The organism is Streptomyces cirratus, from assembly GCF_014650775.1.
GTDB lineage: Bacteria > Actinomycetota > Actinomycetes > Streptomycetales > Streptomycetaceae > Streptomyces > Streptomyces cirratus.
On the sequence record NZ_BMVP01000011.1, the window covers coordinates 131,284 to 157,541 of the forward strand.

Below are 26,258 nucleotides of genomic sequence, written 5' to 3' on the forward strand. Positions count from 1 at the left end.
CGGCGACTACGGAGACAGACTCCCTGTTCAGGACGCACGAGGGCCCGCCCTTCCGAGAGGAAGGGCGGGCCCAAGGACATATCTGAAGCGGGTCGCTACCCGGTGGCCGTGGAGACAAGCTGCTCGACCGAGCGGAGGTCACTGCGGCCGGCCAGGAACCCGATGCCGCGGTGAAGGTGGACTGTCAGCGTCTTGGAGATGGCCTCGTCGGAGAGCTCTTCACCGTCCATCAGGCATCGCTGCTTGAGCAGTGCGAGGTAGATGTCTCCGTAAGGGTGGGAGAACGTCTTCCACGACATCTCGACGTTGGAGTCTGTCGTCACTTCCCTCACCAGTGGGGTGGATGAGTCTCGGAGTGACAGGGCAAGCGCCCACCTGCACAGCTCGTTCCACTGGGTCAGACCGGTGTTGCGCTTCAGCCAGATGAGCTGCTCTTTCGCCGTTTGTGAAAGGCGAACCGTCTCAAGCGACATGCGGGACTCCTGCGGTCCACCAGTATCCAGCCTCGACGGTGGTGGTGAACGTTGTGTCGTCATGAACAAGGGTGTAGGTGTGCGCGAGAGACGGCTTCAGCCGGCCCAGAAGGTTCTCGTCGATCTCTTCGTCAGTGGACAGCAGGAGCACCTGCCGCCCCGCGTTGGGGAAGTAGCGATCGGCTAGGTGCTGACGGTGTCGGCTGTCGAGGCGGCCGAGAGGTGTGTCGATCACACTGGGGAGCCGGTTGCCAGCAACCTTGGCGAGGCCCCACAGGAGCGAGATGGCCAGCAGCTGCCGCTCGCCGGCGCTGAGGCGGCCGGGATCGATGGGTTCCCCGTCGGAGTCCGCGAGGGTGAGGTTGAACTTGTCCGTGTCGATCCGCAGGTCGTGGATGAGGCCACTCTTGCGCATCAGTGCCTTGAAGCTCTGAAGGACAGCGACTTCCAGACGGCTGATGTGACGGCGCAGCAGGGCAGCGCCGAACTTTTCGAGCGTCTCGCGCGCCTTGTCGGCGTAGGCGACGATGCGATTCAGTTCCTCCATCTCGATCAGTGTCTTGACCCGCTTCTGCTGCGCTCGCTCCAGGTCGGCACCAATCCGGTCGCGGCGACTCCTGGCCTCCTCCAACTGCTCCTCCCCACGCCTGAGTTCCGCCTTGGCTACGGCGAGTTCATCCATGGCCTCGTTGCGCTCATCAACAAGGTCTTTGATGAGTTTCTTGTCCGGAACGCCAGCAAGGAGTCGATCTGCGTCGTCAAGATGGTCAACCGTGGCCGCGGACTCTTTGAGGAGCTCGCGGGCGCGGGATGCATCTCGAGAGAGTGCTTCATTGAGCGCCGAGAGCTGTTGGAGCATGTCAGTCGGGAGTTCGAGGCTCTGCTTGAGTTCGGCTGCACTCTCACGCCGGATACGGTCCGTGGTCAGCTTCTTCTTCAAAGCCGTACGGGCGGCGGGAGTTACGGAAGCCGGGAGTTGATCAAGAAGCCATGCGTCGCGCTCTTCCAGAACACCCACGACTCGCGTGGCGTCATCAGCTTCCTTCTCTCGCGCTGCCTGGTCACGGAGGGTCGCCAGCTGCTGAGGGAGCATGAGAAGAGGAAGAGGACCCTGGGCGAGGGAGCGCAGCGTGTGGCGCTGGGCTGCCAGTCGATCGGCGATGGCTGCCCGATCACCTTCTAGCTCTTTCTGGCGTTCGAAGAGTTTTCCGCCGGCCCGTTCGAACGACTTCTCTACCTTGTCGAGGTGTACCTGAATCCGATCACATCTGGATCGGGTACTGGCGAGCATCTGCGTGCGGTCGAAGACATCCTGCTTCGCGGCTTCGTGATCTGCTTCCTGGGCATTGATCTGGTCAATGACGGCTTGGTCTTCGTTGGACAGACGTTGGCGACGCTGGAGCGCGAGTAGATCAGTCCGGAGCTGCTCTACGGTGCTCACGCCCAGAAGCGAATGCACTGCTGATTCGATCACTGCGGCCGCCCGCTCGGGATCCGCCAGAGACTCGATCTTTTCACCGTCGAAGAAGAAGAGCGAGGCAACTTCAAGCGGCAAAATGTCCTCGACGTGGTCGGGCCACCCGTCGCTGAGGATCCGGTCAAACTGGCCGTCCACAAGGACGCTCAGCTGTTCCTTGAGCTGCTTGCCGTTCAGGTGCCAGCTCCGGACGACCCGGTAGTGCCTCTCCTGGCCATCCACGATGATGGAGAACTCCAGGGTGATCTCCGCACCCTCGGCAGGGTTCGCCTTGCGATTAATGCTCTCTCGCAGGTAGGAGTCGTAGGAGCGGCTCCCTCGACCGCTGCAGCGTGCCCGCGGGCCGTAGAGCACCAACTGGATGGCGTCGAGCAGGGTCGTCTTCCCACATCCGTTGAGCCCTCCGATCAGAATGATCGGGCGCCCCGGCTGGACGCTCAGGTCAAGGCTCTGCCGGCCGCGGTAGGCGCCGAAATCATGGAGCTCGATGTTATGAAGGTGCATCAGTGATCTCTTCGTTCAGCGTCACGTAGGTCGGGGCGGTGTTACGGATCTCCTGCTTACGCTTCGCGAACGCCAGGGCATCTTCTTCGTTCTCGTAGAAGCCCTTCTTGATCGCCTTTTCCAGCTCCTTGAAGAGTCCGGAGCGCCGTGTCATCGTGCGATGCTGCCGCTCGACTGCGAGGAGTTCACGCGTCATCGTGAAGTGGATGTCATCGCCGTCGCATACTTCCTTGAGGAGGTCGATCTCCTCTGCACCGAGGACAAGCTGCTCATCAAGGGGGCGGCCCGGAAATTCTTCTCCCGTGGCCTTTTCATAGATCGCAGGCAGGGTGTCCTCGACCTCATGCTTGTCGAAGACCCAGATGCGGCGGATCTCGTGGAGTTCTTCCATCGTGATCAGCTCGATGCCACGCACACTCTCGGGTGCGATGCGCCTCACGAGTGTCTGGGCTTCAAGGAGCTTCCTCAGCCATGTTTGGCGTGCATCCTGTGTGTACGGCCCCTGGATGACGCCATCGTGAAAGAGCTGAACGTTTCCGTTCATCCGGCGGAAGTCCCGGGTTTCCTTCTCTTTCGACACGTCGTCGAGTTCGTTGCGGAGCGCCAGGAGAGGCCTCATCCACTCCTTCTCCTCATCGTTGCGGATCATGGCGGTCATGGACTTGTCCTTGTCCACGAGCGTGCACGTCCAGCATCCGAATCGGCTGTCACCACAGGAAGGAGTGGTGTCATCCACAACCAGGGGACACTCCGAGTCCTCGGAGGCTCCCTGGTACATCGTCAGGAGATCCTTGTTTCGATGTCCCCATGCGTTGGAGTATTGCATCAGGAACATCCAGACCTCGTCAGTACCCCATGCTTCGATAGGGCTGTAGATCAGGGAGTTCGGTAGGTTTCCGTTGGGCGAAAGACGGTCTCGTACGCGACGCTTTTCGTGCTTGGCCATGACGCGGGCGCGAATCTGACTCTCGGTCTTTCGAATTCCGAGGACGAGGATTGCCTCACCGTGGCGACGGACGACGCGCCGGATGAACGCGTTCGACGGCTTGATCTTCAAACGCTCGGTGCACCAACGGAACTTGGGGCGAGGTGCAGGGTAGCCGCGTCCAATGAGGTTTACCCAGAAGGTGTCTTTGACCTCAGGGATCAGCCGGTGTGGCTTGATGGGGAGCTGTTGTTCTGCTGCTGCTTTCCCCATGGTGTCGAGGGACTGCGTGACCCAGGCAGCCACGACGGGGTTCTCAACCAGAGTGTCCGTGCTGATCACGTGCACGGGCTTGGTGCGCTGATCGGCCGGCAATCCCTGGAGGGCCAGCCAGACGAGCTGGAGCACAGCAGTGGAGTCCTTGCCACCGCTGTAGCCGATGACCCAAGGCACCTCGTCAGCGGTGTAGAGCTCGCGGATCTCTTCCGTGAGCTCGCTGACGACTTCGGCGAGGGCTCGCCCCTGGAAGGGGGCCGACGGCTTGGGGGTGCTCATGAAACTCCTCGCAGGTATGCGTCCTCTACACGCTGCTCTTCTGGACTGAGTTCGAGCTTCATGTGACGACGCAGGTAGTTCACAGTCAGGGTCAGGTTCTGATGGCTCTTCGACACGCGACCGCCGATCATCGCGCGCCCTTCCCAATCAGGGTTGGTGCGGGACCAGTCAACCGAAGTCAGAGGCCTGAGCTTCGACTCCCACACCTTGGGGGACTCGGAGGTCCGCAGGAGTGAGTTCCCGATCCTGCCGAGGGCGTGTAGGGCGATCCCGTGGCTGTGGATGTAGTCCTTGCGCACCTCAGGCGCCGCGAGCTCACGGCGGCGCACCATCCCCCACTCGGGCACTACTGGGTCGACCGACTCCCAGAATGCCTCAGCTAGCTGCTGGGCCTTGTCCTTTTTGAGGTCCAGCCCGTGCAGGAGCGACTGTGTGGCAGAGGCGAGGGCGCTCAGGGTGAAGAGCTTGCGGGACCGCTGAGCCAGCGTGCTGTTCTCCAGGTCCACATGCCCCTTGAAGACAGGGGACTTCATGGCCAGGAGACGAGCCATGATTGCCAGGTCGTCTCGATGGTCATACAGAACACCGATCGACCGTTGTGGCCGGACTGCATGCCGGTTGAGGTCCGCGAACATCTGCTGGCATCGAGCGAGGCCTGCATCGTGGAAGAAGACGACAGCGATTGTTTCCTCGCCGAGGTCGGGATTCTCCTTCAACGCCTGCTCAATGGCGGCGCGTCGATGCTGTCCATCGTTGATCAAGAAGCGAGCAGCCATGGGGATGCGGATCTGGCCCGCACGCATACCCATGCCGGAGTCGGAGATGCTTTCGAACCGCATCTCCCCGTCGACGGATGCCGTGAGCGCGCTGAAGACGTAGTCGTCAGGGTTCTCAACGATGTAGCGGGTCAGGGCCGGAAGCCGCCCCTTGTTCAAGGTGCGCTGGGCTCGAACCTCTGGCGCCAGCTCGTCGTCGTCGAACAAGAAGATCTTCGGGATGAGCCGCAGAGGGCACATGGACACGTAGAACTCGCGTCCTGCCTGAACGCCTCGGATGGCTGGAAAAATGTAGTCAAACCCGGCAGACGTCGCGGTGTCGACGAGCTTCGAAGAAGGTGATGATCCCACTCACGTAACGGTATCGTACGTCAGGTAAAAGACGTACACAGTGTGCTGGATTAACGCTCAGAGGTGTGGTGGGGCTCGTGGTGACCTATCTCGATGTTGCGGCTACGACACGCGTGGACCCGCGTGTGGCCGACGTGGTGATGCACTGGATGACCGAGGACTTCGGGAACGCCGGGTCTCGAACGCACGAGTATGGGACCCGTGCGAAGCGCGCGGTACAGGAGGCACGCGAGTACCTCTCCGGCACAGTCCACGCCGAACCCGATGAGTTGATCTTCACCAGTGGGGCTACCGAGAGCAACAACATCGCTCTGCTCGGCCTTGCTCCCCATGGTGAGCAGACCGGACGTCGTCACATCATCACCTCGGCAATCGAGCACAAGGCGGTGATTGAGCCCCTGGAGCACTTGCAGTCTCGCGGCTTCGAGGTCGACTTCATCAAGCCTGGCTCGTCGGGCAGGGTTCCCGTCGAGGCAGTGATGGAGCGGCTGCGCCCTGACACGCTCCTCGTCTCCCTCATGCACGTGAACAACGAGACGGGTGTCGTGCAGCCAGTAGCCGAGCTCGCTCAGCTTCTGAGTGCGACCCCGACGTACCTGCATGTCGACGCTGCGCAGGGGTATGGGAAAGTCCCCCAGGATCTGACCGCACCGATCGACATGATCAGCGTGAGCGGCCACAAGATTGGTGCTCCCAAGGGCGTGGGGATGCTGGTGATCCGCCGGCGCGGCTGGGACAGGCTGCCGCTGCAGCCGATCATGTTTGGCGGCGGTCAGGAACGGAAGCTGCGCCCGGGGACGTTGCCTGTGCCGCTAATCATGGGACTGGCCGAAGCGGCGAAGATCTTCGCGAAGGGTCACGCCCAGTGGCATAAGAACGCGGTGGACCTCCGCACCCGGCTCCTGGAGGCACTCGCGAAGACACGGTTCCGGATCAATGGAGACCAGGATCACGCGGTCCCGCACATCCTCAACCTGTCCTTCGACGGTGTGGACGCTGAAGCGCTCATTGTCATGCTGAAGCAGCATGTAGCTGTCGCGACAGGCTCTGCGTGCACGAGCGCGTCGTACACCCCTAGCCATGTACTCACCGCCATGGGGCTGCCTGAGGAGGTGGCAGAGAATGGCCTCCGACTGTCCTGGTTCCCGAGCCAAGCGGCCGACCTCGATGTTGAGGAATTGGCTACCCGGATCGCATGGATGCAGCCCGACTCTGCCTGATCGCTCAATCTCCCGCCCGACGCACTAGCCGATGTCCCCGAAGAGCCCGGCCGCAGCGGATGAGCTCCGCCTCCCAGCCGCTCTCTCTGCCGATGAGGTGAGGGTGCTCGTACAACCCCGCCTTCTCCTCTGCAGCTGTCAGTCGCTTGTATCGGCCGACGTCTGGGTCCTCGGGGCTTAGGAACTCGTGCTTGCGATGCAGCAGAGGCCGGTCATCGGAGTGGGAGTGGAGGGTATGGGACGTCTCCAGCGTCTTCATCTCGACCTGGTAGGAGGACAGCATCCGTGGATGTGGATCGTGATCGAAGTCGGGATAGTCCAGCCAGCTCACTGCCCGTCCACGGTGTAGCAGTTTGGCAAGGGTCCAGGCTTGTGGACGGCCCGCGGCGATCGAGGCGCAGTGCTCGTAGAGGCGGAGCACTGTTGGCATTTGGTGGAGGGCCCGCTGGTGCACGTACAACGCGGTCGGCGTCAGCTTTCCGACCCCGGAGGCGTTCATGGCTCCTCGGATGTACTCGTCGTCGCGCAGCTTGAGCAGCAGCCGGTCCGATCGCCGGCACGCCTCTCTGTAGGACGAGAAGAAGGCCCGGATGTCGCATTGAATGTTGAGTGGGAGCCCGCTGAAGGGACCGCGGCCATTGAAGAGCTCCACAGCGAGGAAGAGCAGAGTGTTGAGCGTCGTTCGCTTGCAGCCGCGCTGGACCTTGGCCTGATCTGCGGAGTCACGTACGAGCCGGCGGATCTGGTTGGGGCGCAAGTGCCCTAGCAGCTGTGCCACGGGGCGGGGAACTTCTTCCATGCGAGGCAGGCGCCCGCGGCGTTCAGCGTGATCGACGACTGCAGCGATTGCCGAGACCGTGTCGCTTGACGTAAGCCACTCGGCATCCGGGAGGATGCGTTGAGCGAGGTATCCAAGCCGCGCCGTCTCGTCCTTGAAGGCGTAGACAACCCCAGGCGCCGCGGAGACTGTTCGCACACCAGTCACTTCTTCCACGTACATGCGTAGCTCGCCCGGACTGTAAAGATGCTGAAACGTCTGTCGACTAGTGAGTAGCCCGTCCCCGAACCTCTCTCCTTTGACCTTCGATTTTTCCCACGTCAGCCGAGCGGAAGCGACGAGGACAGTGCCCGCAAGGTCCCAAGCTTCCTTCAGCGTCCTGCGACGCTCCTGGGGATCTTCGATGACGTTGAGTACGTAGGTGAGGAGCACAACGTCGGCCGGCTCGAGACTCGTCTCGGGCTGATAGAACGGATCCCATCCGACTGCCCTAAAGGCCAGTCGCTGGAGTGCCCGCACATCGCCGCCGCGGCCACATCCGTAGTCAAGGACCGTGCGGTCAGGGGCTACCTGGTTGTCGATTACGGCCTGTCTGGCTGGCACTGAGACGCTTGCTCGGCTGATCGCGGTCAGTCTGCGGTCGCTGCTCCAAGCCTGCTGCACCATGTTCACGCCCTCGCACCCTCGCACGGCTGGGGAGGGAAGCGAGATTAGCGGTGGATCGACTCGGTCGGCGGCGGAGCCGTTGAACTAGTGCTTCGCCATGGCTTGACGCTCGCGGCGCTTCTTCTTGATCCAGTCGTGCATGGCCTCGACCAGCGCGTCCGATGGGGTGCGCTCTTCACTCGCGGCGAGGGCTTCGAACTCCTCACGGAGCTGCTTGGGAGGGCGAAAGCCCATGACCCTGGTCTGCCCAGTGCGCGGCCTGCCGACCATGACGCCCCTTCTGTTTCTGTTTAACAGAACCTAGCACTCACCTGTGGCGGCGACTTGACGCACGACACCCAGCGGGGCATTCTTGTTAAACAGAAATATGACCTGGCCAGTAGGAATCCATTTCCTAGCGGATTCCTTATGGCCAACCTATGCCGGCTGGAGTGAGCCCCAGGGGCCCACATTCGCCGTAGGTCGTCAAAGAAGGGTTGGCCTCTGTGGGTGACCGTCCACGTTGTGAGGGTGGGGAGTCGTACGGCTGCCGCGCGTGGCCGGTCTGGAGAGTCCGCTGGAAGGGTGACTCTCTGGATCGGAACTGGTTCCATGCCTGCGGGCGCCACCTGAATCAGATCGCCTTGAGACAAGCATCGGATGTCGGTGTGAAGCTAGATCTCGTTCGGATCCTGGCAGCCTGACCTCAAGGGCGGCGGGCTATCGGCGCCGCCAAAGGATCTCGTTCTTGAGGCTGCCGAGGGGAACCGGGGCCCCGCTTGAGTCTGGCTCCGCAGCGTTGTCCTGCATCGCCACCCGCAGGAATCTGGACTGGTCGCGGTGGCAATCTCGCCGCCAGCATCCAGGCTGCGAAGCCGGCCTCTGACGGGACCCATGAGCACTTTTCAAGAGTTGCGGATCGGGTGATGCGTGATCGGGGCCAGGGTCTTCGAGGTTAACGGCTTGCGCTCGCCGGGAGCCTCCTCGACGCGGCGGCGGTCCACCCGGGGCGCGGCGATCGCGACCGGACTGGCCGGCCCTGACGGCGAATTGAGGGCGGCTGGACGGTGGATGACTCCGGGCCTTCTCCCCTCTGTGAGCGGTCGCACCGCCACGGCAGGGATAGGGGTACATCTATGCACCACTGAAGCCCACCTATCCGGTACTACTGGCGCTAGACCCGGGTTGAGTTCACGGCGCTGACCACCCGATACCTTCCAACAGACGGGTAGGAGGAGCCTCGTGGAGGCCACTGGGGGCGCGCCCTGTGAGTAATCTATTCGCGTCAGAACTCCTCACTACTCAGAGACAAGAGAAGGCGCCTGACCGATCTGACTCAAACGAGTTGAGCCAGTTGTCCTAACCGGTGAGCGAACAGAGTCAGTCGCGAGTGACCGGCTCCAGTCAAGATCAATCACCTATGCGCTATGGCCCCTAAAGGGCAGACGGAAGCCTTAGAGCACCCCTACTGTTTCCGCATGAGCCTGATCGACGGCGGTGTGCCGTCCCCGGATTGGGTCGCGTTGGACATGGAGGCCATGCTCCGGGAATGCGACGGCACGATCGCCTCGAAGGACGATGAACTACGTCGTTTGGAAGAGGCCATCGAGACGCTCAAAGGCAAGGTGACCAAGGCCACCGAGGAACGTCAACAGGCCGTCCTTGCCCGGCAGAAGGCACAGCACGTACTGGACAAGCTCCACGCCGCCATCGAGGAAGCCACGGGCCTTCGGGCCACACGGGGCCACGGCTCCAGTCGACTCCGGATCGTGCCCCCTCCGACGGATCCCGCAGTTGCGCCCCCGGCCGAAAGTGAACCCGTCGCGGCGCCGATCGCCCCGATCCGGATCGCGGGCCCTCGCTCAATCGCCGCGATGAAAGTGGTCAGCGGAGACCCACGCCGCTCATGGAGTGCGGGCGAGGTCGGACGGCTGCTCGAAGGCGAGGCCAAGGGGGCGAACCGGCGCACGCGCTGCCTGCTGGACAACCTGCACAAGCAGTCCGCCCTTGAGAAGGTCTACAGCGCCGACGGCAAGCGGACGTACTACCGGCTCGCGGCCACATGGGAGGCCGCCTAGAGGCAGGCCCAACACAGGCGACCGCCGCCCCAAGCACGGCCGTAGTTGTCGAGGCCACACCGTGCGGGGGCGGCGGTCTCAGCGCGGCTCAGCCGCCATCTCTGACGCTAGCGGCAAACGTTCGCCTGCGTGGGATGTTCGGCTAATTCCCCATTCCGGGAGATCGAACATCTATGCATTTCGCGAAATTACTTCCGCCCAGGCTCCCACTAATCTGCGCCCGGTCGCGCCTGCGGGGGGATTGGTTGCTGAACAACCCCGTTGTCATCCTTCGGCCAGTCCAGGTGCTGCGGCCACAGCATTACGCCAAGCTCGGCTTCCAGGCACCCCAACGTGAAGGCGTCAGACCAGGTCGTGCCCGCCAGGATGTTCGCAATGACCTGCCGGTTCACCCCAGCCCGGGCAGCGAGCACGTTGGCACTCACCTGCTGCCGTTCCATTGCTTCCGCCAGCGCCCGCGCGACCGCCTGGATGATCTGCGCCGCTCGGAAGTCGTCCATCACTGCGTACGGCCAGTTGGCGTCGAGCGCGTACTCGAACGGCTTCTTGTGGCGTCTCGTTCCTCCAGGCACGCGCCCAGTCTGACGGAAGGATCGCCGAGATGCGTACTCACACCCTGCATGCTACTTAAACAGCAGGGGCAGGTGCAGCCCCTCAGCCGGATTCACTCGACAAGACCAGCCCCTCGGGACAGGGCCAGGACACACAACGGAGGTGAGCGATGACGAGACGCGGGCGTTCACAGCTGGGGTCGGACGAGCGGGAGCTACCCACCCACAAGATGCGATCCGACGAACAGCTTCGGGTGATCAGGGCTGCGTGCACGAGTACCGACTCGTTCTTCAATGCCGCACGGCTCGCTGCGGCCACCGGCTTGGACGAGAAGAAGTGCGGTCTTGTGCCGACTTTCGTGTTCACGACTGGCCTGCTGGAGCCGGCGGGTGGGCACTTCTCGAGGTACCGGCCCACGAAGAAGGCCAGCGCGATCGCCGCCGCCTGGGAGAAGAGCGAGGAAGCGGGGTTGCAAGCCCTCCGCTCTGCCTGGAAAGGGCAGTGGTTCGCCCGTGCGATGAGGGAGCGCCTCGGTTACGGACCGGTGCCGCGCGAAGGGTTGGTCGCCCGGCTCCTGATGAACGCAAACGCGGAGAATCACCGCATGCGGCAGGCGGAGGTCCTGCTCGACTTGTTGGTCGGCATCGGAATGGTCGTTCCCGACGGAGACGGCTTCATGAACTGGCACGACGGCCCGTGCTACCAAGGGGCGGAGCAGCCAGGCGGAGCCCCTCCCTCAGGCGGGGAGGGCGAATCGCTGCACGCGTCCGTCCCCCAGCCTCGCCGCCGGACTGCCCCCTCTGCCCGCACCGAATCGGTAGCGGACCCCTACGCCGATCTGGATCTACTCGCCCTGCTCTGCCCGCCCGTGCTGCTCGCGGACCTGGTCCGCCTGAGCAAGGACGAGCTGCTTGAGCTTCACGAGCACCTTCGCGGCATCGCCACCCTGACAGCCAAGCTCAGGGGGCGCCCCGTCTCCTGACATCACGAAAACGGTCCGGCAGCGCCTTCATCCCTTGGCCGGGTTGGCGCTGCCGGACCCCTCCTCCACCCATCGACCGGCGCGGCATGGCCGCGCGGAAGGGGTTTTGGCATGCCCTCACGCAAGGAGAGGAGCGCTGCCCACGGTAGCGCGACCTCGCAACACAGCGGGTGGGATTCACCCGCACGGAACACGCTCCCGGTGGCGACCTCCATGGACAGGCCGACGATCAAGGACACGCTGCTGCAGGTTTCTCGCGTCTGGAAGCAGCTCGCGTGGGACGGGGCGATGAGCATCAACACCGTCGACGAGTACATCGAAGTCATCGAACGGCTCATCAGCTTCGCGCGAGCGCAGCAGGTCACCCAGCTTGATGACATCACCGCGGCCCTGGCCGAGGCCTTCGTCAACGCCCCGGGACACGACCGGCACCGAGGTGTCATCGCTACTCCGGCAGGAGGAACCCGACGGCAGCGTCGTTCCGCGGTGACTTCCCTGTTCACGCATGCGCGGGCGCTCGGGCTCACGAAGGCTGCGCCGATGGTCGACTCCGCAACCATCGCGCGCAGCCCCCGTCAGCCTGGGGCGGACCTGCAGCCGCATGAAGTCGCCCGACTGCAGTTCCACTCCGAAAGGGGCATGCCCGCCACCCGGCACGCCGCGCTGCTTGCACTCCTTCTCGCCGGATTCTGCAGCGCCGAGGTTGGGGCCGCCGCCAGCGGCGACCTGGATCTCGACGCGCGCTCCGTGCACACCAACGGCTCGACCCGGACGTCCGCCCGGAGCTGCCCTCTGGACGAGTGGGGCTGCCAGGTCCTGGGACTACGCGCCGCCTACCTGGGCCGGCGGGGGCCGGGCCCGCACCAGCTCGTAGCAAGTGCCACGTCGGCCCCGAGCGTCGTGCAGTCCAGCGTCGGCTCAGGCTTCGGGGACATCGCACGACGCAGCGGTCTGTCCACCCACACCCGCAAGGTCGAACCCCGCGACATCACCCGCTACGTAGCCCGCAAGATCCTCAATGAGACCGGGCAGCTCTCCGAGGTCGCCCGACGCCTGGGCCTGTCCTCTCTCGATGTCGCCGCTGGCCTGGCCGATCTGCAGTGGCACACAGGCGGTGACGCGGCATGACCGCCCCCAAGAAGCGGACCCGACGCCAGCCGGTGAAGAGGCAACCCGACTACGTGATGGCCGCGATCCCCGACGACACGTTCGGCGCGGCGACCGACCCCCTCCCGCCCAAGAGCCCGGAGGCCCCGCCCCTGACCGCCGACGAGCGGTTCGAGTACCTTCTGAGCAACCCCGACCTCTACGCAGCCGCCCATAGCCTCCCCGGGCCCGGCCGCGTTGGTCGGCCAGCCCACCACCCGCCGGTCGTCTATCTGATCTTCCTCTGCGCGATCTCCTTGTTCGGATCCGCGCGGGCAACCGCGTGCCACCTCCAGCGCCCCCTCTGGTGGGACCTCGTCCGCGTAAGCATCCGCACGCACATGGGCGATGCAGCCGCCGACGCTCTCTTGCCCGTCGGCCCTACCAGGGGGCAGTGGAACTACTACTTCCGCACGAAGCTCAAGCCTTCCTTCGCCGAGGTACGCGACATCAGCCGGGATCTGTGGATCCAGCAGGCTCTCGACCACGGGATGATGAGCGAGACGGGCATGCGGGTCAGCCGGAGCTATCCCGAACGCCACCAGGTCATTCACGCCGATGCCACCGTTGCCTGCCCACCCTCCTCACAGAGGCACCGCGAGACCGTCGACAAGGTGACCGGAGAGATCCGCTCACACCGCGTCGACCCTGACGCCAGCAATACAGTCGAAGGTGGTGGGACCCGCGTGTACGGCAACAAGTTCCTCTCCGCAGCCGTCCGCCTCGGCGGCATCCCACACAGCCGAGTCATCCTGGGCATCGAGTCCATCCGTCACAAGTCAGCCAAGCGCGACCCGCATCGCGACGACGAAGGCACCGCCTTCGTCAAACTCGCCCGATACATCCTCGGCCGAGCCCCCGGCCTTCGCGCCATCACCTACGACACGGCACTCCGCGGATCCCACCGTGCCCCCCTCATCGCAGACGGCCTCGTCGTCTTCACCACCCAGCACGGCGGGCTCGCACCCGAGTCCCTCCAACGCTTCGAGAGCGGTCCATGCCGCCACGACCTCTATGTCGCCGAGGGCCGCGTCTGCGAACGCAAGATCACCATCAACGGCACCACTTACTACACGCCGCTTCCTGTGGGGGAACTCGAACGCCGCCAGTCAAAACGGACCCGCTTCTACCACCGGCTGACCATTCCTTGCCCGGTGGAGGACCACATCCTGCGCATCCGAGTCGACTGAAACCCCTGAGGACCGGGAGATCGATCCCTCGAGCAAGCGGCAACGTTTCAACCGGACCGAACACCTGAGGCAGATCCCGCCGGACACCCACGCCGGCCGCCGCCTCAAGGGCTTCCGTCAGGACAGCGAGTCCCAGCACTCCCGCTTCGACCAGAGCTACCCCCACAAGAGGGTCCCGGCCTACGGGGCCAACGCCGCCCTGCTGATCTACATCGGCTTCGCCTGGCTGAGCAACTCTGTCGCCCGAGCCAAGATCACCCACGCCTTCGCGGCCTGAGCCAGTGCGCACGTATCTCCGCCTACGGATCATGCACCACCCGCTACACTGACCGCGGTGGCTACGCCCTCACGGGCTGCTACCGCGACCTGTCGCCAAGCACGTCTGAACGGTCCGCCCACCTCGGCAGACTTTCGGACACGTTTTCCGACAGATCCCCGCCTTCGTAGCTCAGGGGATAGAGCACGGCTCTCCTAAAGCCGGTGTCGCAGGTTCGAATCCTGCCGAGGGCACGTTGCACGTCGCATGGAGGAGGCCCCCCGCCGGGATGGCGGGGGGCCTTCGGGGTTTTCGGCTGCCAGGAGGGGCGGGCAGGCGATGGGGTCAGCTCAGGCCTCTGGTGCGTTCGCCGATGCGGTCGCCCTGGGGGGCGCCGGAGCGCTTGAGGGCTGCCTTCGTGTGGGCCCCGCCCTTGACCTTGCTGGGGACCGGACCTTCGAAGCCGTGACCCGGCGTGCGGGGCAGATGGGTCTGCTCCGCTGCCTGCGTGATCGCCGTCCGGACGTCCTGCTTGTGCTGTTTACTCATCCCGTCGTCACTCCCTCGGGAAGCACCCAATCGGTCTGCCGTTCGGTCTAACGGGATCGTATGCAGGTATGGGAGCCACCGCACGCCGATCAAGGGCCGTGCAGGAGTTCCTCCGGACACGGGGTGCCCCGGGGGAGCTGGTACTTCGCCGACACCCGGTACTCTCCCGCCGCCGGGGCCAGCAGTTCCGTCCAGACGTCCCCCTCGGCGTCCACCGGGGCCTTGAACAGGCAGCCGGCCGTGTTCGCGTACTGCTTCGGCGCCGTGGCCGCCGCCTTCGACGCGAAGGTCTCCTGCGGCGGCGCCACCGCCCTGCCCGCCACGTCGACCAGCCCCAGCCACGGCGAGTGCGGGATCCGCACCAGGACCCGCCCCGGCTCCCGCACCGCGATGACCAGCTGGTCCGCACCCGCCCGCACCACCGTGGCGGCCCCGGCCACCAGGTCCGTCGGGGCGAGCACCTTGTACAGCTGCCAGTTCGCGTCGCCCCACACCTGCTGGAGGTACGGCAGCCCCTCCCGCACGAGCTTCGCCTCGTCCGCCCCGCCCGAGTCGGGTTTGTCGGCGGGCAGCACCACGTAGTGCACGGCCCAGCGCTCCAGCCAGGACCGGTAGCTCTCGGCCGTGAGGGTGTCGTCGTAGAAGAGCGGGTTGCGCTCCAGGTCGGCCTGGCGGTTCCAGCCGCGCGCGAGGTTCACGTACGACGGGAACGCCGACGACTCGCGGTGGCTGCTGGCCGGGACCACCTCCACCCGCCCCCGGTCGGCGCCCGCTTTCTGGAGCTGGTCGACCAGCGGGGCCAGCTCCCGGTTCCACGCGGCCAGCGGGGTGGTGCGGATGATGTCGGTGATGCTGTTGGCGGTGATCCAGGCCGTCAGCCCGACGAAGGCGAGGACCACCGCGTACCAGTGCCGCGAGCGCGGGAGCGAGTACGGGAGCGCCGCCAGCAGCACCGCGCCGCCGAACAGCATCACGAGGCGGGTGACGTTCGACCCCACCTGGGAGTCGATCGCCCAGGTCAGGAAGACGCCGACGGTGTACACGGCCGAGGCGATCCGGACCGTCTTCCACCGCTTCGGTACCAGGAACAGGATCGCCAGCCCGAACACGAACGGCAGCCAGGCCGAACCCAGCTTCATCGGCTGCGTGCCCGAGAACGGGAACAGCCACGCCGACAGCCCGACCACGGCCACCGGCGCCAGCCCCAGGGCGTACGCCCCCGGCCGCCGCCCACTCAGGAACAGCGCGGCCGCGACCACCCCGAGGAAGAGGCCGGCCACCGGGCTGGAAGCGGTGGCGAGCCCGGCGAGCGGGGCGGCGACGGCGGCCTTCGCCCAGCGCCGCTCGGCCCACTTGCGCGGCCAGCAGAAGACGGCCGCGACGGCGGCCAGCGCGAACATCGCGCCGAGCCCGAAGGTGACGCGGCCGGACAGGGCGTTGCACAGCAGCCCGTACACCCCGGCCAGGGCCGGCCACAGCGGACGCCGCACGGCGCCGCGGCACCGGGTCAGGATCAGGGCGAGCAGCGCCGCCGAGGCGGTGCCGGCGGCCATCATCGTGGTCCGGACCCCGAGCACGTGCATGAGGTACGGCGAGACCACGCTGTACGAGACCGGGTGCATGCCCCCGTACCAGGCGAGGTTGTACGCCGTGTCGGGGTGGCGGCCGACGAACTCCGCCCACGCGTCCTGCGCCGCAAGGTCGCCGCCGCTGTTGGCGAAGCTGAAGAACCAGACGACGTGCAGGACCGCGGCGAGGGCGGCGGCGACGGCCACCGGATGCCGGTGCGCCCAGCTCCCGCCGGTCTCCTCGCGCGGTCCGGTGTCGCGGGCGCGCTCCGGTCGCCTGTACTGCTCAGCGGTGGTCACTGCCGACGCTCTCTTCGCTCTCGTCGCTGCTCTCGTCCGTCGGTCCTCCCCTGCACAGACGCGCTCGGGCGCCCCGGGGTTGTCCGGGGCGCCCGTGCGGCCTGCGGGCCGTCGGCCGTGGACGGTGGCCGTGGGCCTGGGCCGCGGGCCGTCGGCCGTGGGCGGTGGGCCGTGGGTCAGCCGACGCGAGTCAGTTTGCTGCCGGTGCCGGGCGCGACGAGGTCGCTCTTCAACGCCACCGGCACCTTCACCTGACTGGCGCCCTCGCCGACCGTCAGCACCCCGACCTCGGTGCCCGCCTTCGCGGTCTCCGGCAGCTTGGCGCCGCCGTCTCCCAGCTTCACGGTGACGGTGAGCGAGGGCCAGCCGACCGCCTGCACGTCGGCGGTGGCGACCACGGGGGTGTGGCCGCCGAGCCCGTCGTCCACGTACCCGACGACATCGCCCTTCTTGACCACGGTCGCATCCGTCAGCGCCTTCTGCGTGGCAAGCATGACGTCCTTGCTCGCCGCGATCGCGGTACCGAGGATCGGTGTGCCGTACTGGCCGAGGACCGCGCCGACGATCAGCTGGTTGGTCTTGCCGACCTTCTTCTCGGCGGCGAAGAGCAGGTTGCCGCCGGCCTTGGTGGTGGAGCCGGTCTTGATGCCGACGGCGCCGTTGAACGGGACGAGGTCGTTGTAGTTCCGCCAGGGCTTGCCCGAGGGGTCGGTCCAGCTCGGGAGCTTGGTGATCGCGATCAGCTCGGGCATCTCGACGACCTTGAGACCGAGCTTGACCTGGTCCTCCGCGGTGCTGACCGTCGTCGGGTCCAGGCCGGACGGGTCCGTGTAGGTCGTGTGGGTCATGCCGAGTTCCCGGGCGGCGTCGTTCATCTTCTTGACGAACGCCTCCTGGTCACCGCCGGTGTCCCAGCGCGCGAGCAGGCGCGCGACGTTGTTGGCGGACGGGATCATGATCGCGGCGAGGGCGTCGTACTCGGAGATCTTGTCGCCCTCCTTCAACGTGTTGACCGTGGACTCGCCCTCGGACTCCTTGCGGCCGTCGTCCACGGCGGTCTTGTCGACGTCGATCATCGGACCCTTTTCCCTCGGCTTGAGGGGGTGGTTCTTGAGGATCACGTATGCCGTCATGGTCTTGGCGACGCTGCCGATGGCGATCGGCTTCTGCTCGCCGAAGGTGCCGACGGGGCCGAGGCCGGCCGCGGCCATGAAGCCCTGGCCCTCCTTCGGCCAGGGGAGGGTGGGGGCGCCGCCGTCGAAGGTGTACGTGGCCTTCGCGCTCATGGCGAGGCGGGGCGCGGGCAGCGGGCGTACGAGCTGCACGACGGCCAGGACGATCGCGAGGAGCAGCACGATCGGGGCGTAGATCTTGAACCGCCGGACCGTGGTGCGCAGGGGGCTGGGCGGCGGGGGCGGGTTGTTGGTGAGGTCCGCCAGCATGTCGAGCGGCGGCTTGGGGGGCAGCGGCTGCTGCGTGGTCCGCTCGGCGTCGGGCGACGGGAGCGGGCGGGCCGGGGGCGTGGCCGGCCGGGGGCCGTCACCGCCGAGGGGTACGAAGGTACTTCCGCGCGGGTTGGCTGCGCCCGGCTTGGCGGCGGGGCCGCCGGGTGCGGGCTTGGCCGAATCGCGACCAGCGGATCCGGGTGCGGCGGTGTCCGGCTTCACGGCACGGAAGACGGCGGTGCGCTCACTGTCGGCCGGCTCGGCCGGAGCGGTACGGGGGTTCCCGGAAGCCGGCGGCTTGCGGAAGACAGCGGTGCGCTCGCTGTCTTCCGGGGCCGACGCCTCGGACTTCTTCTCCGGCTCACCGGAGCCGGACGCCTTGGCCGAATCCCGACCGGTGCGCTCGCCGTCAGCCGGCTCGGCCGCCGTCGGCTTGGCCGTGGCAGCGGAGTCACCAGCCGGGGAACCGGCACTCGACCGCCGGTCACCGGAGCCCGCCGACTTGGCGGAATCCGACCCGCTAGAACCCTGCCCAGCCGTGTCCCGCTTCACCGCACGGAAAACAGCCGTGCGCTCGCTGTCGGCCGGGGCCGACGCCTCGGGCTTCTTCTCCGACGAACCAGCAGCGGGCTTCGCCACCCCGAACGCCGTCTTCTCCGGCTCACCGGAGCCGGCCGACTTGGCCGAATCCCGACCAGCGGTGCGCTCGTCGTCAGCCGGCTCGGCCGCCGTCGGCTTGGCCGTGGCAGCGGAGTCACCGGCCGGGGAACCGGCACTCGACCGCCGGTCACCGGAGCCCGCCGACTTGGCGGACTCCGGCTTCACCGCACGGAAAACAGCCGTGCGCTCGCTGTCGGCCGTGGCCGACGCCTCGGGCTTCTTCTCCGGCTCACCGGAGCCCGCCGACTTGGCGGAGTCCGACCCGTTGGAACCCTGCTCAGCCGTGTCCCGCTTCACCGCACGGAAGACAGCCGTGCGCTCACTGTCAGCCGGGGCCGACGCCTCGGGCTTCTTCTCCGGCTCACCGGAGTCGGCGGCCTTGGCCGAATCCCGACCAGCGGTGCGCTCGCCGTCAGCCGGCTCGGCCGCCGTCGGCTTGGCCGTGGCAGCGGAGTCACCGGCCGGGGAACCGGCACTCGACCGCCGGTCACCGGAGCCCGCCGACTTGGCGGACTCCGGCTTCACCGCACGGAAAACAGCCGTGCGCTCGCTGTCGGCCGTGGCCGACGCCTCGGGCTTCTTCTCCGACGAACCAGCAGCGGGCTTCGCGACCCCGAACGCGGTCTTCTCCGGCTCACCGGAGCCGGACGCCTTGGCCGGGTTTCGGCCATCGGCGTCCGCAGCGGAGGCCTGCTCGCTGTCCGCAGCCGCCGGCGCGGGCGCGGCGGGCGTCTTGGCCGTGTCCCGGGCGTCGGTGCTCGAAGCGGAACCGCGCGCGTCGTCGGGCGTGGTCGGGCGACGGTCGGCCGGGGGTGCCGGCTTTGCGGAGGCCGCTTCATCGGCACCCGCGCCCCGGTCCGCCGAACCCGCGGAGGGTTCCGTGGCGACCCAGGCCGCCACCGCTTCCTTCAAGGGGTCACGCTCGCCCGGCTCCGCCGCCTCGCGCGGGCGGAGGACCGACAGCCTCGGGTCCCGCTCCGCACGCGGCGTGGCGGGCTCCGCCGTCCCCGACGCACCTTCATCAACCGACTTGTCGGGGGACTCGCCCGCCACCAGTTCCTCCTCGTTCGCCGTCCGGTCGCTGTCCGAACCGTCTAACAGTGTCCCGTCTCGGGGGCATCGCCCACCCGCTAGACGAGAACGACATAGCTGCCGGTTCCCCCACAAAGCGTCCAGGCGCTCTCGACAGATGAATGTGAGAGGCGTCACCCTGTCACTCATCCACGCGGGGAGGCATGGATGGGCAGGAGCCGCAGAACAATTCCGGAGGAGCTTCTGCTGCTCGCCTTGGACCCGACCACGGGAACCACGGCGCAGCCGCAGTCGCTCGACCTCGGCCTGGCCGGGGCACAGCTAGTAGAGCTGGCTCTGGCAGGACGGATAGCCCCTGATGGGGATCGTATCGCCGTGGTGATGCCACGGCCGACAGGAGATCCGACGTTGGACTCCGCACTGGAACTGCTGCGCAGGCGCGGCAGCCCGGTCCGGGCCGTTCACTGGATCGGCGGGCCCCGGCTGGGGCTCCGTCAGATCTACCTCGCCCACCTGGAGCGCTGCGGCATGGTCCATGCCGTCGCGGGACAGATGTGCGGGGTGCTGCCGACGACTCGCTACCAGGCGACGGACACGGCGATCAGCCGGGAGATCCGTGCCCGGCTCGACAGTGCGATCCGCACCGGCGTACCGCCGGACCCGCGGACCGCGGCGCTCGCCGCACTGGCCCACGCGGTCGGACTCGGCAAGCACCTGTACCCCGGCAACGAGGGGCGGTCGTCCAGGTCCCGGCTGCGGGACCTGATCCGGCACGACCCCATGGGCGGTCTCGTGGCGCACGCCGTCATGGACGTCCAGAACGGGGTGGCGGCACAGCCGAGGCGGGACCGCGCCCCGGCCACCGCGTCGGCAACGGCATCGGCATCGGCATCGGCGGCACCCACCGCCCGGGCCGCCGCCGTACCGATGCAGCCGCGCCGCACGGGTGCGATGGCCCGAGTGCCCGCGCACTGAGCCGCAGCACACGCACCACCACCCGCACCACCACCCGCACCACAGCCCGCGACACCCCTTGAGCCACCAGCGGGCCCGCAGCACACGCACCACACGCGCCACGCCGCAACCGGCCGTCCCCCAAAAGACCCGGTTCGGGAGCCGCCGGCGTGCGGGGCGGCGGAGCCGGTTCACCGGTTCCGCCGCCCCGCACGTCTGTCTTTCCGGTCCGTTCCCCAGCGCCGCCGCACCCTTCGGTGGCAGTCTGCTGAACATCAGACACGCAGAGAGACAGATCCAGAAGAAGGCGGAGGTGCCGTCCCCGTGGCGTCCAATGTCAATCCCACCGTCCGACGCCGCCGACTGGGCATGGAGTTGCGCAAGTTGCGCGAGGACAAAGGAATGACGGCCGAGCAGGTCGCCGAGCGCCTGCTCGTTTCCCAGTCCAAGATCAGTCGGCTGGAGAACGGCCGGCGCTCCATCAGCCAGCGCGACGTCCGTGACCTGTGCGACGTGTACGAGGTCGAGGACCGCCGGCTCGTCGACTCCCTCATGCAGATGGCCAAGGACTCACGCCAGCAGGGCTGGTGGCACGCCTTCGGCGACATCCCGTACAGCGTCTACATCGGCCTGGAGACGGATGCGGCCAGTCTGCGCACCTACGAACCCCAGATGGTCCCCGGCCTGCTCCAGACCCCCGAGTACGCCCACGCCCTGATCCGCGGCGCGCTCCCGGAGACCGCGCCGGCCGACGTGGACAAGCGCGTCCAGGTCCGGATGCACCGCCAGAAGCGGCTCTCCGAGACGGACAACAACAACCCGGAGGTCGGGCCGCTGCGCCTGTGGGCGGTGATCGACGAGGCGGCGCTCCGCCGGCACGTCGGCGACGCGCAGTTGATGATCCGGCAGCTCGAATACCTGATAGAGCAGTCGGAACAGCCGTACATCACCGTGCAGGTGATGCCGTTCTCGATGGGCGCGCATCCGGGCGTCAACGGCCAGTACGCGATCCTCGAATTCCCGGACGCATCCGACTCGACGGTGGTCTACATCGAAGGCGTGACGAGCGATTTGTACCTGGAGAAGGCCAACGACGTTCAGAAGTACAGCGTGATGTACGAGCACTTGCGCGCCCAGGCGCTCAATGTCGAACAGACTCGGAAGTTCATTTCCGAGATCATTGACCACTATGCGGGCAAGGGGAAGTAAAAGCGGAGGAAATCGCCCAGGTGGCGAGGGGGGGCCGGTACGGTACACCGTCACTCCCCGGCCATAGAAGGCCTGAATGGAATATGCCACCCGGTCGAGTGAACGCCCACTTCACCCGTCGGACGGTGCGGGTAGCGTCGATCACGTCGGCCGGAAGTAACGGCCGGCGAGACCCGGAACTACTCGCTGAACCGGAGAAAAACATGGCTATTCGTCAGGGTGCTACGGAAAACTGGACCAAGTCCTCCTACTCCGGCGGAAACGGCGCCTGCGTCGAAGTCAAGTCGCCCGTCATGGACGCCATCGCGGTCCGTGACTCGAAGGTGCAGGACGGCCCGGCCCTCACCTTCGCGCCGGGGTCCTGGAACTCCTTCGTCGCCGACGTCACCGAGGGCCGGCTGGGGCGCCTCGTCTGAGCGTGACGACGTCCGCCCGCCTCACGAACAAGCCGTTGGTTGAAGCCCTCTCGACCGGTCGCCGTCCAGGCCGAGGGGGCTCTGCCCTGTCCGCCGACGGCCTGACCCGCCGCCCTCAGCGCAGCCGGTCGACGTAACGGTCCGTCCCCGGCACCGTCGGGACGAACGGCGCCACCAGCTCCACCCGCCCCAGACCCGCCTCCGCGACCTCCGTGTCCAACCCCTCGAACCGGTGCCAGCAGGTTCGGGGATCGGCCTCCAGGAACCAGAGGAGCGTCAACCGGGTGCCGACGCCCTCGACCTGCTTGACGTACGTCATCCGGTCCCCGGGCAGCGGCGTCGGCCGGAAGACCGTCACCATCGCCGCCGGGCCGCCCGCCAGCCGCTTCGGCAGGGCCCGCGAGCGCAGCCACTCCAGCAGTCGCTCCCGCTGCTCGGGCCCGTCGGCGTCGACGACCTGGAGGACCAGCCCGGCGTAGGGGTGGTCGAGGGCGTGGAAGTCGCGCGGCCCGGCCGCCCCGTCGCGGTAGACGGTGGCCTCGTGGTCCTGGAAGGCCGTGAAGACGTGCGTACGGTCCTGGTAGACGCGGCCGTCGCGGTTCAGCCGCTTGTTGATGCCGACGGTCCACTTCATGTGCTCGTCGTACCGGCCTTCGGTCACCCAGTAGGTCGAGAGGTAACACCCGGCCGTGACGGGCTGGGCGACGGCCGACTTCTCCGGGTAGCGCAGCTCCTGGAGGTCCCTGGTGGCGACCCAGCGGCGTCCGGCGTACATCCACGGCATCGCCATGGCGCCGGCGTAGTAGTGGTCGTCCTCGTACCAGCGGTTGTACGCGAACTCGTGCCCCGGGTGCGGTTCGACCATGGTGATCAGCGCGTGGCCGGGGCGGACGCCGTACGGGCCCACGGAGGCGAGCGCCGCGTAGTCCTCGGCCCGGGTGCCGCCGCCCTGCGTCGATGTCTCGTCTGTCGTCATGACACCGGTCTAGCTGATGCAGCGTCAGTTGTGGAGGGGTCCGACACCGGCACGGGCGGGGCCCGTTCACGTGGCGGACAGGTAGGTGCCCTGTACACCTTCCGTGGTTAGGCTGCGCGCACCCGCCTCCCGAAGGAGTCCCCATGCCCGGCCCCGCAGCCGTCCAGCCGCCGCCCGCACTCGCCGCCAGGACGGCCGCGGTGGCGGGTTCGCCCATCCGCGACATCCTCTCCCTCACCGACCGCCCCGAGGTGGTCTCCTTCGCCGGCGGCTACCCCGCGCCCGAGCTCTTCGACGCCGCCGGCCTGCGCGCGGCCTACGACGCGGCGCTGTCCGCCCCCGCCCGCGCCGCCCGGGCCCTGCAATACTCGACCACCGAGGGCGTGCCGGAACTCCGCGCGGCGATCGCCGCGCGCACCACCTCCCGTGGGCTGGCCACCACCGCCGACCAGGTCGTCGTCACCACCGGCTCCCAGCAGGGGCTCGCCCTGCTCACCGGCGCCCTGCTCGGCCCGGGGGACGTCGTGCTCGTGGAGGACCCGACCTACCTGGCCGCGCTCCAGGGCTTCGGCCTGGCCGGGGCCCGGGTCGTACCCGTCCCCTGTGACGAGGACGGCATCCTCCCGGACGCCCTGGAGGAGGTCGTCCGGCGGGAGCGGCCCAAGCTGCTGTACTCGATACCCACCTTCCAGAACCCGACGGGCCGCACGCTCCCCGGAGCCCGCCGGGCGGCGGTCGCGGAGATCGCCGCCCGGCTCGGACTGTGGCTGGTGGAGGACGACCCGTACGGTGACCTCCGCTACGAGGGGGCCCACGAGCCGTGGCTCGCCGCGTACCCCGGGGCGCAGGACCGTACCGCCCTGCTCGGCAGCTTCTCCAAGGTCATGGCGCCCGGCCTGCGGCTGGGCTGGCTCCGCGCCCCGGCGGCCCTGCTTCGGGCCGCGGTCGTCGCCAAGCAGGCGGCGGACCTGCACACCTCGACGGTGAACCAGCTGGCGGCCGCCCACTACCTGGCCGCGGTGGACCTGGACGCCCACATCGCCACCGTCCGCGAGGCCTACCGCATCCGGCGGGACGCGCTGCTGGCCGGCCTGCCCGACGCGCTCCCGGCGGGCTCGCAGTGGAACCGGCCGGAGGGCGGCATGTTCGTCTGGGCCAGGCTGCCCGCCGGATACGACGCGACGGCCCTGCTCAAGTCCGCCGTCGCGCACGACGTGGCCTACGTCCCCGGGGCTCCCTTCTTCACCACCGCCCCCGACCACCGGACCCTGCGGCTGTCCTTCGTCACGCACACCCCGGCCGAGATCGCCGAGGGCCTGCGCAGGCTGGGCCGGGCCCTCGGGTAGCCGCCCTCAGCCGTACAGCTTCTCGATCTCGGCGGCGTACCGCTGCGCCACCACCGCCCGCCGGACTTTCAGGGTCGGCGTCAAGGTGCCCGCCTCGACGGAGAAGTCCTCGGCGAGCAGGTGGAATGCACGGATCCGGGCGGGGCGGGAGACGGTGGCGTTGGCTGCCTCGACGGCGCGCGCCAGCAGCTCGCGCACCGCCGGGTGTTCCTCGGGCCGGGCCGGAGTGCCCGGGGCCGTGTCCGGGGCGGCGTCCGGGGCGGCGTCCGGGGCGGCGTCCGGGGCGAGGCCCTCCCGGGCCGCCCAGGCCGCGATCTCGTCCGCGTCCAGGGTGATCAGGGCCACCGGGTAGGGGCGGTGGTCGCCGATCATCACCGCGCGCGAGACGTACCGGGACGCCTGGAGGGCGAACTCGACTTCCGTCGGGGTGATGTTCTTCCCCGCCGAGGTGATGATCAGCTCCTTCTTCCGCCCGGTGATCGACAGGAAGCCGTCGGCGTCCAGCGAGCCGAGATCGCCCGTGTGCAGCCAGCCGTCGGCGTCGACGGCCTCCGCCGTAGCGGTCGCGTTGCCGTGGTAGCCGGGGAAGACCATCGGGCCCCGGGCGAGCACCTCGCCGTCCTGCGCGATCCGGACCTCGCAGCCCGCGACCGGCCGCCCGACCGTGCCGGGGCGGGCCGACCCCGGGTGGTTGAGGCTGATCACCCCGGCGGACTCCGTCATGCCGTAGCCCTCGTAGACCGGGATCCCGCAGGCGCGCAGGAAGTCCAAGGTGGCGGGCGCGATCGGGGCGCCGCCGGTCAGCGCCCAGGTGAGCCGGCCCCCGAAGGCGGCGCGGACGGGGGCGTACAGCGTCTCGCGCGCCGCCTCGTACGCCGTGCGCGCCTCCTCGGGGAGGCGGCCGTCCGCGGCCAGCACGCCCAGCCGTACCGCCTCCTCGAAACGCTCCCGGCCGCCCTCCACGGACTCCGCGAGCGACAGCACCACCGAGTGGAGCTTCTCGAACAGGCGCGGCACCGAGGGCAGGTGGGTCGGCGCGACCTCGGGGACCTCGGCCAGGACGTCCTCGATCCGGCCGCCGAAGTAGCAGAGCTCGCCGCCCTGGAGGAGGGTGGTGAACTGGATCAGCTGCGCCAGCAGGTGCGCGAGCGGCAGGTAGAGGTACGTCGTGTCGCCCGGGCCGCCCGTCACCATCGGCAAGGTGGCGTCCTGGACGGCGCCGAGGTTGCCGTGGGTGAGCCGGCAGCCCTTCGGCGGCCCGGTCGTCCCGGAGGTGTAGACGATGGCGGCGTCCGCGTCCGGGGTCACCGCCTCCGCGCGGGCGTGCAGCTCCGTCGCCGGGGCCGGCGGCAGTTCCGGCAGGGCGTCCATCAGGACCACCGCCCGCAGCGCCGGGAGCCGCCCGCGCAGGGTTTCCACCCTGGCCGCCTGGGCGGCGTCGTCGCAGACCGCCACCACCGCCGCGGAGTCCGACAGCACCCAGGCCAGCTCCTCCTCCCCCGCCGTCGGGTACACCGGCACCAGGACGGCGCCCGCCGCCAGTACCCCGAAATGCGTGTACGTCCACTGCGGCCGGGTCTCCGCGAGGACCACCACCCGCTCGCCCGCCCCGATCCCCAGGCCGAGCAGGGCCCGCCCGGTGCGGCGGACGCGGGCGCGCAGGTCCTCGTAGGAGAGCGTGCTCCAGGCGCCTTCCGTTGCGGCGGCCGTGCGCGACCGGAAGCGGAGCGCGCTGTGGCGCCCGTACCGCTCCCCCGTCCACTCGGCGAAGAGGGCCAGGGTGCGCGGTCGGGCCAGGTCCTGTGCGGCGTCCATCGTGTTCGCCTCCCGGGGAGTGAGTACGACGACGCTAGGCACCGCAGCGGCCCGTACGGCATGACCGGAAGCGTCAGCAC

At 67.8% G+C, this 26,258-nt stretch carries 21 protein-coding genes and 1 tRNA gene; 10 read left to right on the plus strand and 12 right to left on the minus strand.

The window, feature by feature from the left end; all coding sequences use genetic code 11:
- Positions 1 to 95: 95 nt before the first annotated feature.
- From dndE to dndB, 4 genes are read right to left on the minus strand one after another with little or no spacing between them, the layout of a single operon-like run.
- Positions 96 to 536, minus strand: coding sequence for a DNA sulfur modification protein DndE (gene dndE, locus IE207_RS24140; protein WP_308433661.1), 441 nt, complete (start codon positions 534 to 536; stop codon positions 96 to 98).
- Positions 463 to 2,454 carry a DNA sulfur modification protein DndD gene (gene dndD, locus IE207_RS24145; RefSeq protein WP_190186380.1) on the minus strand — a complete coding sequence of 664 codons (1,992 nt, stop codon included), beginning with the start codon at positions 2,452 to 2,454 and terminating at the stop codon, positions 463 to 465. The genes dndE and dndD overlap by 74 nt, the downstream gene beginning before the upstream one ends.
- Entirely contained in the window at positions 2,441 to 3,934 is a 1,494-nt protein-coding gene (dndC, locus tag IE207_RS24150; RefSeq protein ID WP_190186381.1) for a DNA phosphorothioation system sulfurtransferase DndC, read from the minus strand. Before dndC ends, dndD begins: the two co-directional genes overlap by 14 nt.
- Positions 3,931 to 5,061, minus strand: coding sequence for a DNA sulfur modification protein DndB (dndB, locus tag IE207_RS24155; RefSeq protein ID WP_190186382.1), 1,131 nt, complete (start codon positions 5,059 to 5,061; stop codon positions 3,931 to 3,933). Before dndB ends, dndC begins: the two co-directional genes overlap by 4 nt.
- Before the next feature lie 77 nt (positions 5,062 to 5,138).
- On the opposite strand from dndB, the gene dndA reads away from it, so the two are divergent.
- Positions 5,139 to 6,281, plus strand: a complete 1,143-nt coding sequence (gene dndA / locus IE207_RS24160; RefSeq protein ID WP_190186383.1) for a cysteine desulfurase DndA — start codon at positions 5,139 to 5,141, stop codon at positions 6,279 to 6,281.
- Between the two features lie 4 nt (positions 6,282 to 6,285).
- On the opposite strand, the gene IE207_RS24165 is transcribed toward dndA, so the two are convergent.
- Both IE207_RS24165 and IE207_RS24170 read right to left on the minus strand, forming a co-directional pair.
- Positions 6,286 to 7,725, minus strand: coding sequence for a DNA phosphorothioation-associated putative methyltransferase (locus IE207_RS24165; RefSeq protein WP_190186463.1), 1,440 nt, complete (start codon positions 7,723 to 7,725; stop codon positions 6,286 to 6,288).
- A gap of 84 nt (positions 7,726 to 7,809) precedes the next feature.
- Positions 7,810 to 7,959, minus strand: coding sequence for a hypothetical protein (locus IE207_RS24170; RefSeq protein ID WP_229873931.1), 150 nt, complete (start codon positions 7,957 to 7,959; stop codon positions 7,810 to 7,812).
- 1,223 nt (positions 7,960 to 9,182) lie between these two features.
- Here IE207_RS24170 and IE207_RS24175 point away from each other — a divergent pair.
- The gene (locus IE207_RS24175) at positions 9,183 to 9,782 is read left to right on the plus strand and encodes a hypothetical protein (protein ID WP_190186385.1); all 600 of its coding nucleotides are present in this window, start codon (positions 9,183 to 9,185) and stop codon (positions 9,780 to 9,782) included.
- 209 nt (positions 9,783 to 9,991) lie between these two features.
- On the opposite strand, the gene IE207_RS24180 is transcribed toward IE207_RS24175, so the two are convergent.
- On the minus strand, positions 9,992 to 10,354 hold the full coding sequence (locus IE207_RS24180) for a helix-turn-helix domain-containing protein (protein ID WP_190186386.1): 363 nt from the start codon (positions 10,352 to 10,354) through the stop codon (positions 9,992 to 9,994).
- A 209-nt stretch (positions 10,355 to 10,563) separates the two neighbouring features.
- Here IE207_RS24180 and IE207_RS24185 point away from each other — a divergent pair, with 209 nt between their 5' ends.
- The 4 genes from IE207_RS24185 to IE207_RS24200 all read left to right on the plus strand — a co-directional run bounded on the left by IE207_RS24185 (position 10,564) and on the right by IE207_RS24200 (position 14,162).
- Positions 10,564 to 11,316 (plus strand): hypothetical protein, encoded by a 753-nt coding sequence (locus tag IE207_RS24185; protein ID WP_190186387.1) that lies wholly within the window; start codon positions 10,564 to 10,566, stop codon positions 11,314 to 11,316.
- Positions 11,317 to 11,517: 201 nt separating this feature from the next.
- A complete protein-coding gene (locus tag IE207_RS24190) occupies positions 11,518 to 12,444 on the plus strand; it encodes a site-specific integrase (RefSeq protein ID WP_229873932.1) in 927 nt (308 codons plus the stop codon).
- On the plus strand, positions 12,441 to 13,652 hold the full coding sequence (locus tag IE207_RS33405) for a hypothetical protein (protein ID WP_229873933.1): 1,212 nt from the start codon (positions 12,441 to 12,443) through the stop codon (positions 13,650 to 13,652). Before IE207_RS24190 ends, IE207_RS33405 begins: the two co-directional genes overlap by 4 nt.
- Positions 13,653 to 14,089: 437 nt before the next feature.
- Positions 14,090 to 14,162, plus strand: a tRNA-Arg gene (locus IE207_RS24200).
- 91 nt (positions 14,163 to 14,253) lie between these two features.
- Here IE207_RS24200 and IE207_RS24205 read toward each other — a convergent pair.
- From IE207_RS24205 to IE207_RS33410, 3 genes are all read right to left on the minus strand, one after another.
- A complete protein-coding gene (locus tag IE207_RS24205) occupies positions 14,254 to 14,457 on the minus strand; it encodes a hypothetical protein (RefSeq protein ID WP_190186388.1) in 204 nt (67 codons plus the stop codon).
- A gap of 89 nt (positions 14,458 to 14,546) precedes the next feature.
- The gene (locus IE207_RS24210; RefSeq protein WP_308433662.1) at positions 14,547 to 16,325 is read right to left on the minus strand and encodes a DUF8823 domain-containing protein; all 1,779 of its coding nucleotides are present in this window, start codon (positions 16,323 to 16,325) and stop codon (positions 14,547 to 14,549) included.
- Between the two features lie 176 nt (positions 16,326 to 16,501).
- On the minus strand, positions 16,502 to 19,483 hold the full coding sequence (locus IE207_RS33410; RefSeq protein ID WP_229873934.1) for a hypothetical protein: 2,982 nt from the start codon (positions 19,481 to 19,483) through the stop codon (positions 16,502 to 16,504).
- 186 nt (positions 19,484 to 19,669) lie between these two features.
- Here IE207_RS33410 and IE207_RS24220 point away from each other — a divergent pair, with 186 nt between their 5' ends.
- The 3 genes from IE207_RS24220 (at position 19,670) to IE207_RS24230 (ending at position 22,041) form a co-directional block, all read left to right on the plus strand.
- On the plus strand, positions 19,670 to 20,437 hold the full coding sequence (locus tag IE207_RS24220; protein WP_190186389.1) for a GOLPH3/VPS74 family protein: 768 nt from the start codon (positions 19,670 to 19,672) through the stop codon (positions 20,435 to 20,437).
- Between the two features lie 303 nt (positions 20,438 to 20,740).
- On the plus strand, positions 20,741 to 21,625 hold the full coding sequence (locus IE207_RS24225; RefSeq protein WP_190186390.1) for a helix-turn-helix domain-containing protein: 885 nt from the start codon (positions 20,741 to 20,743) through the stop codon (positions 21,623 to 21,625).
- A gap of 203 nt (positions 21,626 to 21,828) precedes the next feature.
- Complete coding sequence (locus IE207_RS24230) at positions 21,829 to 22,041, plus strand: DUF397 domain-containing protein (RefSeq protein ID WP_190186391.1); 213 nt, start codon at positions 21,829 to 21,831, stop codon at positions 22,039 to 22,041.
- 115 nt (positions 22,042 to 22,156) lie between these two features.
- Here the strand turns inward: IE207_RS24230 and IE207_RS24235 are convergent, their stop codons facing one another.
- Positions 22,157 to 23,017: a hypothetical protein gene (locus IE207_RS24235; protein ID WP_190186392.1), complete on the minus strand. Its 861-nt coding sequence runs from the start codon at positions 23,015 to 23,017 to the stop codon at positions 22,157 to 22,159.
- A 143-nt stretch (positions 23,018 to 23,160) separates the two neighbouring features.
- Between IE207_RS24235 and IE207_RS24240 the strand changes: the two genes are divergently transcribed.
- Positions 23,161 to 24,363, plus strand: coding sequence for an aminotransferase-like domain-containing protein (locus IE207_RS24240; RefSeq protein WP_190186393.1), 1,203 nt, complete (start codon positions 23,161 to 23,163; stop codon positions 24,361 to 24,363).
- Positions 24,364 to 24,369: 6 nt separating this feature from the next.
- On the opposite strand, the gene IE207_RS24245 is transcribed toward IE207_RS24240, so the two are convergent.
- A complete protein-coding gene (locus tag IE207_RS24245; RefSeq protein ID WP_190186394.1) occupies positions 24,370 to 26,178 on the minus strand; it encodes an AMP-dependent synthetase/ligase in 1,809 nt (602 codons plus the stop codon).
- Positions 26,179 to 26,258: the final 80 nt, after the last annotated feature.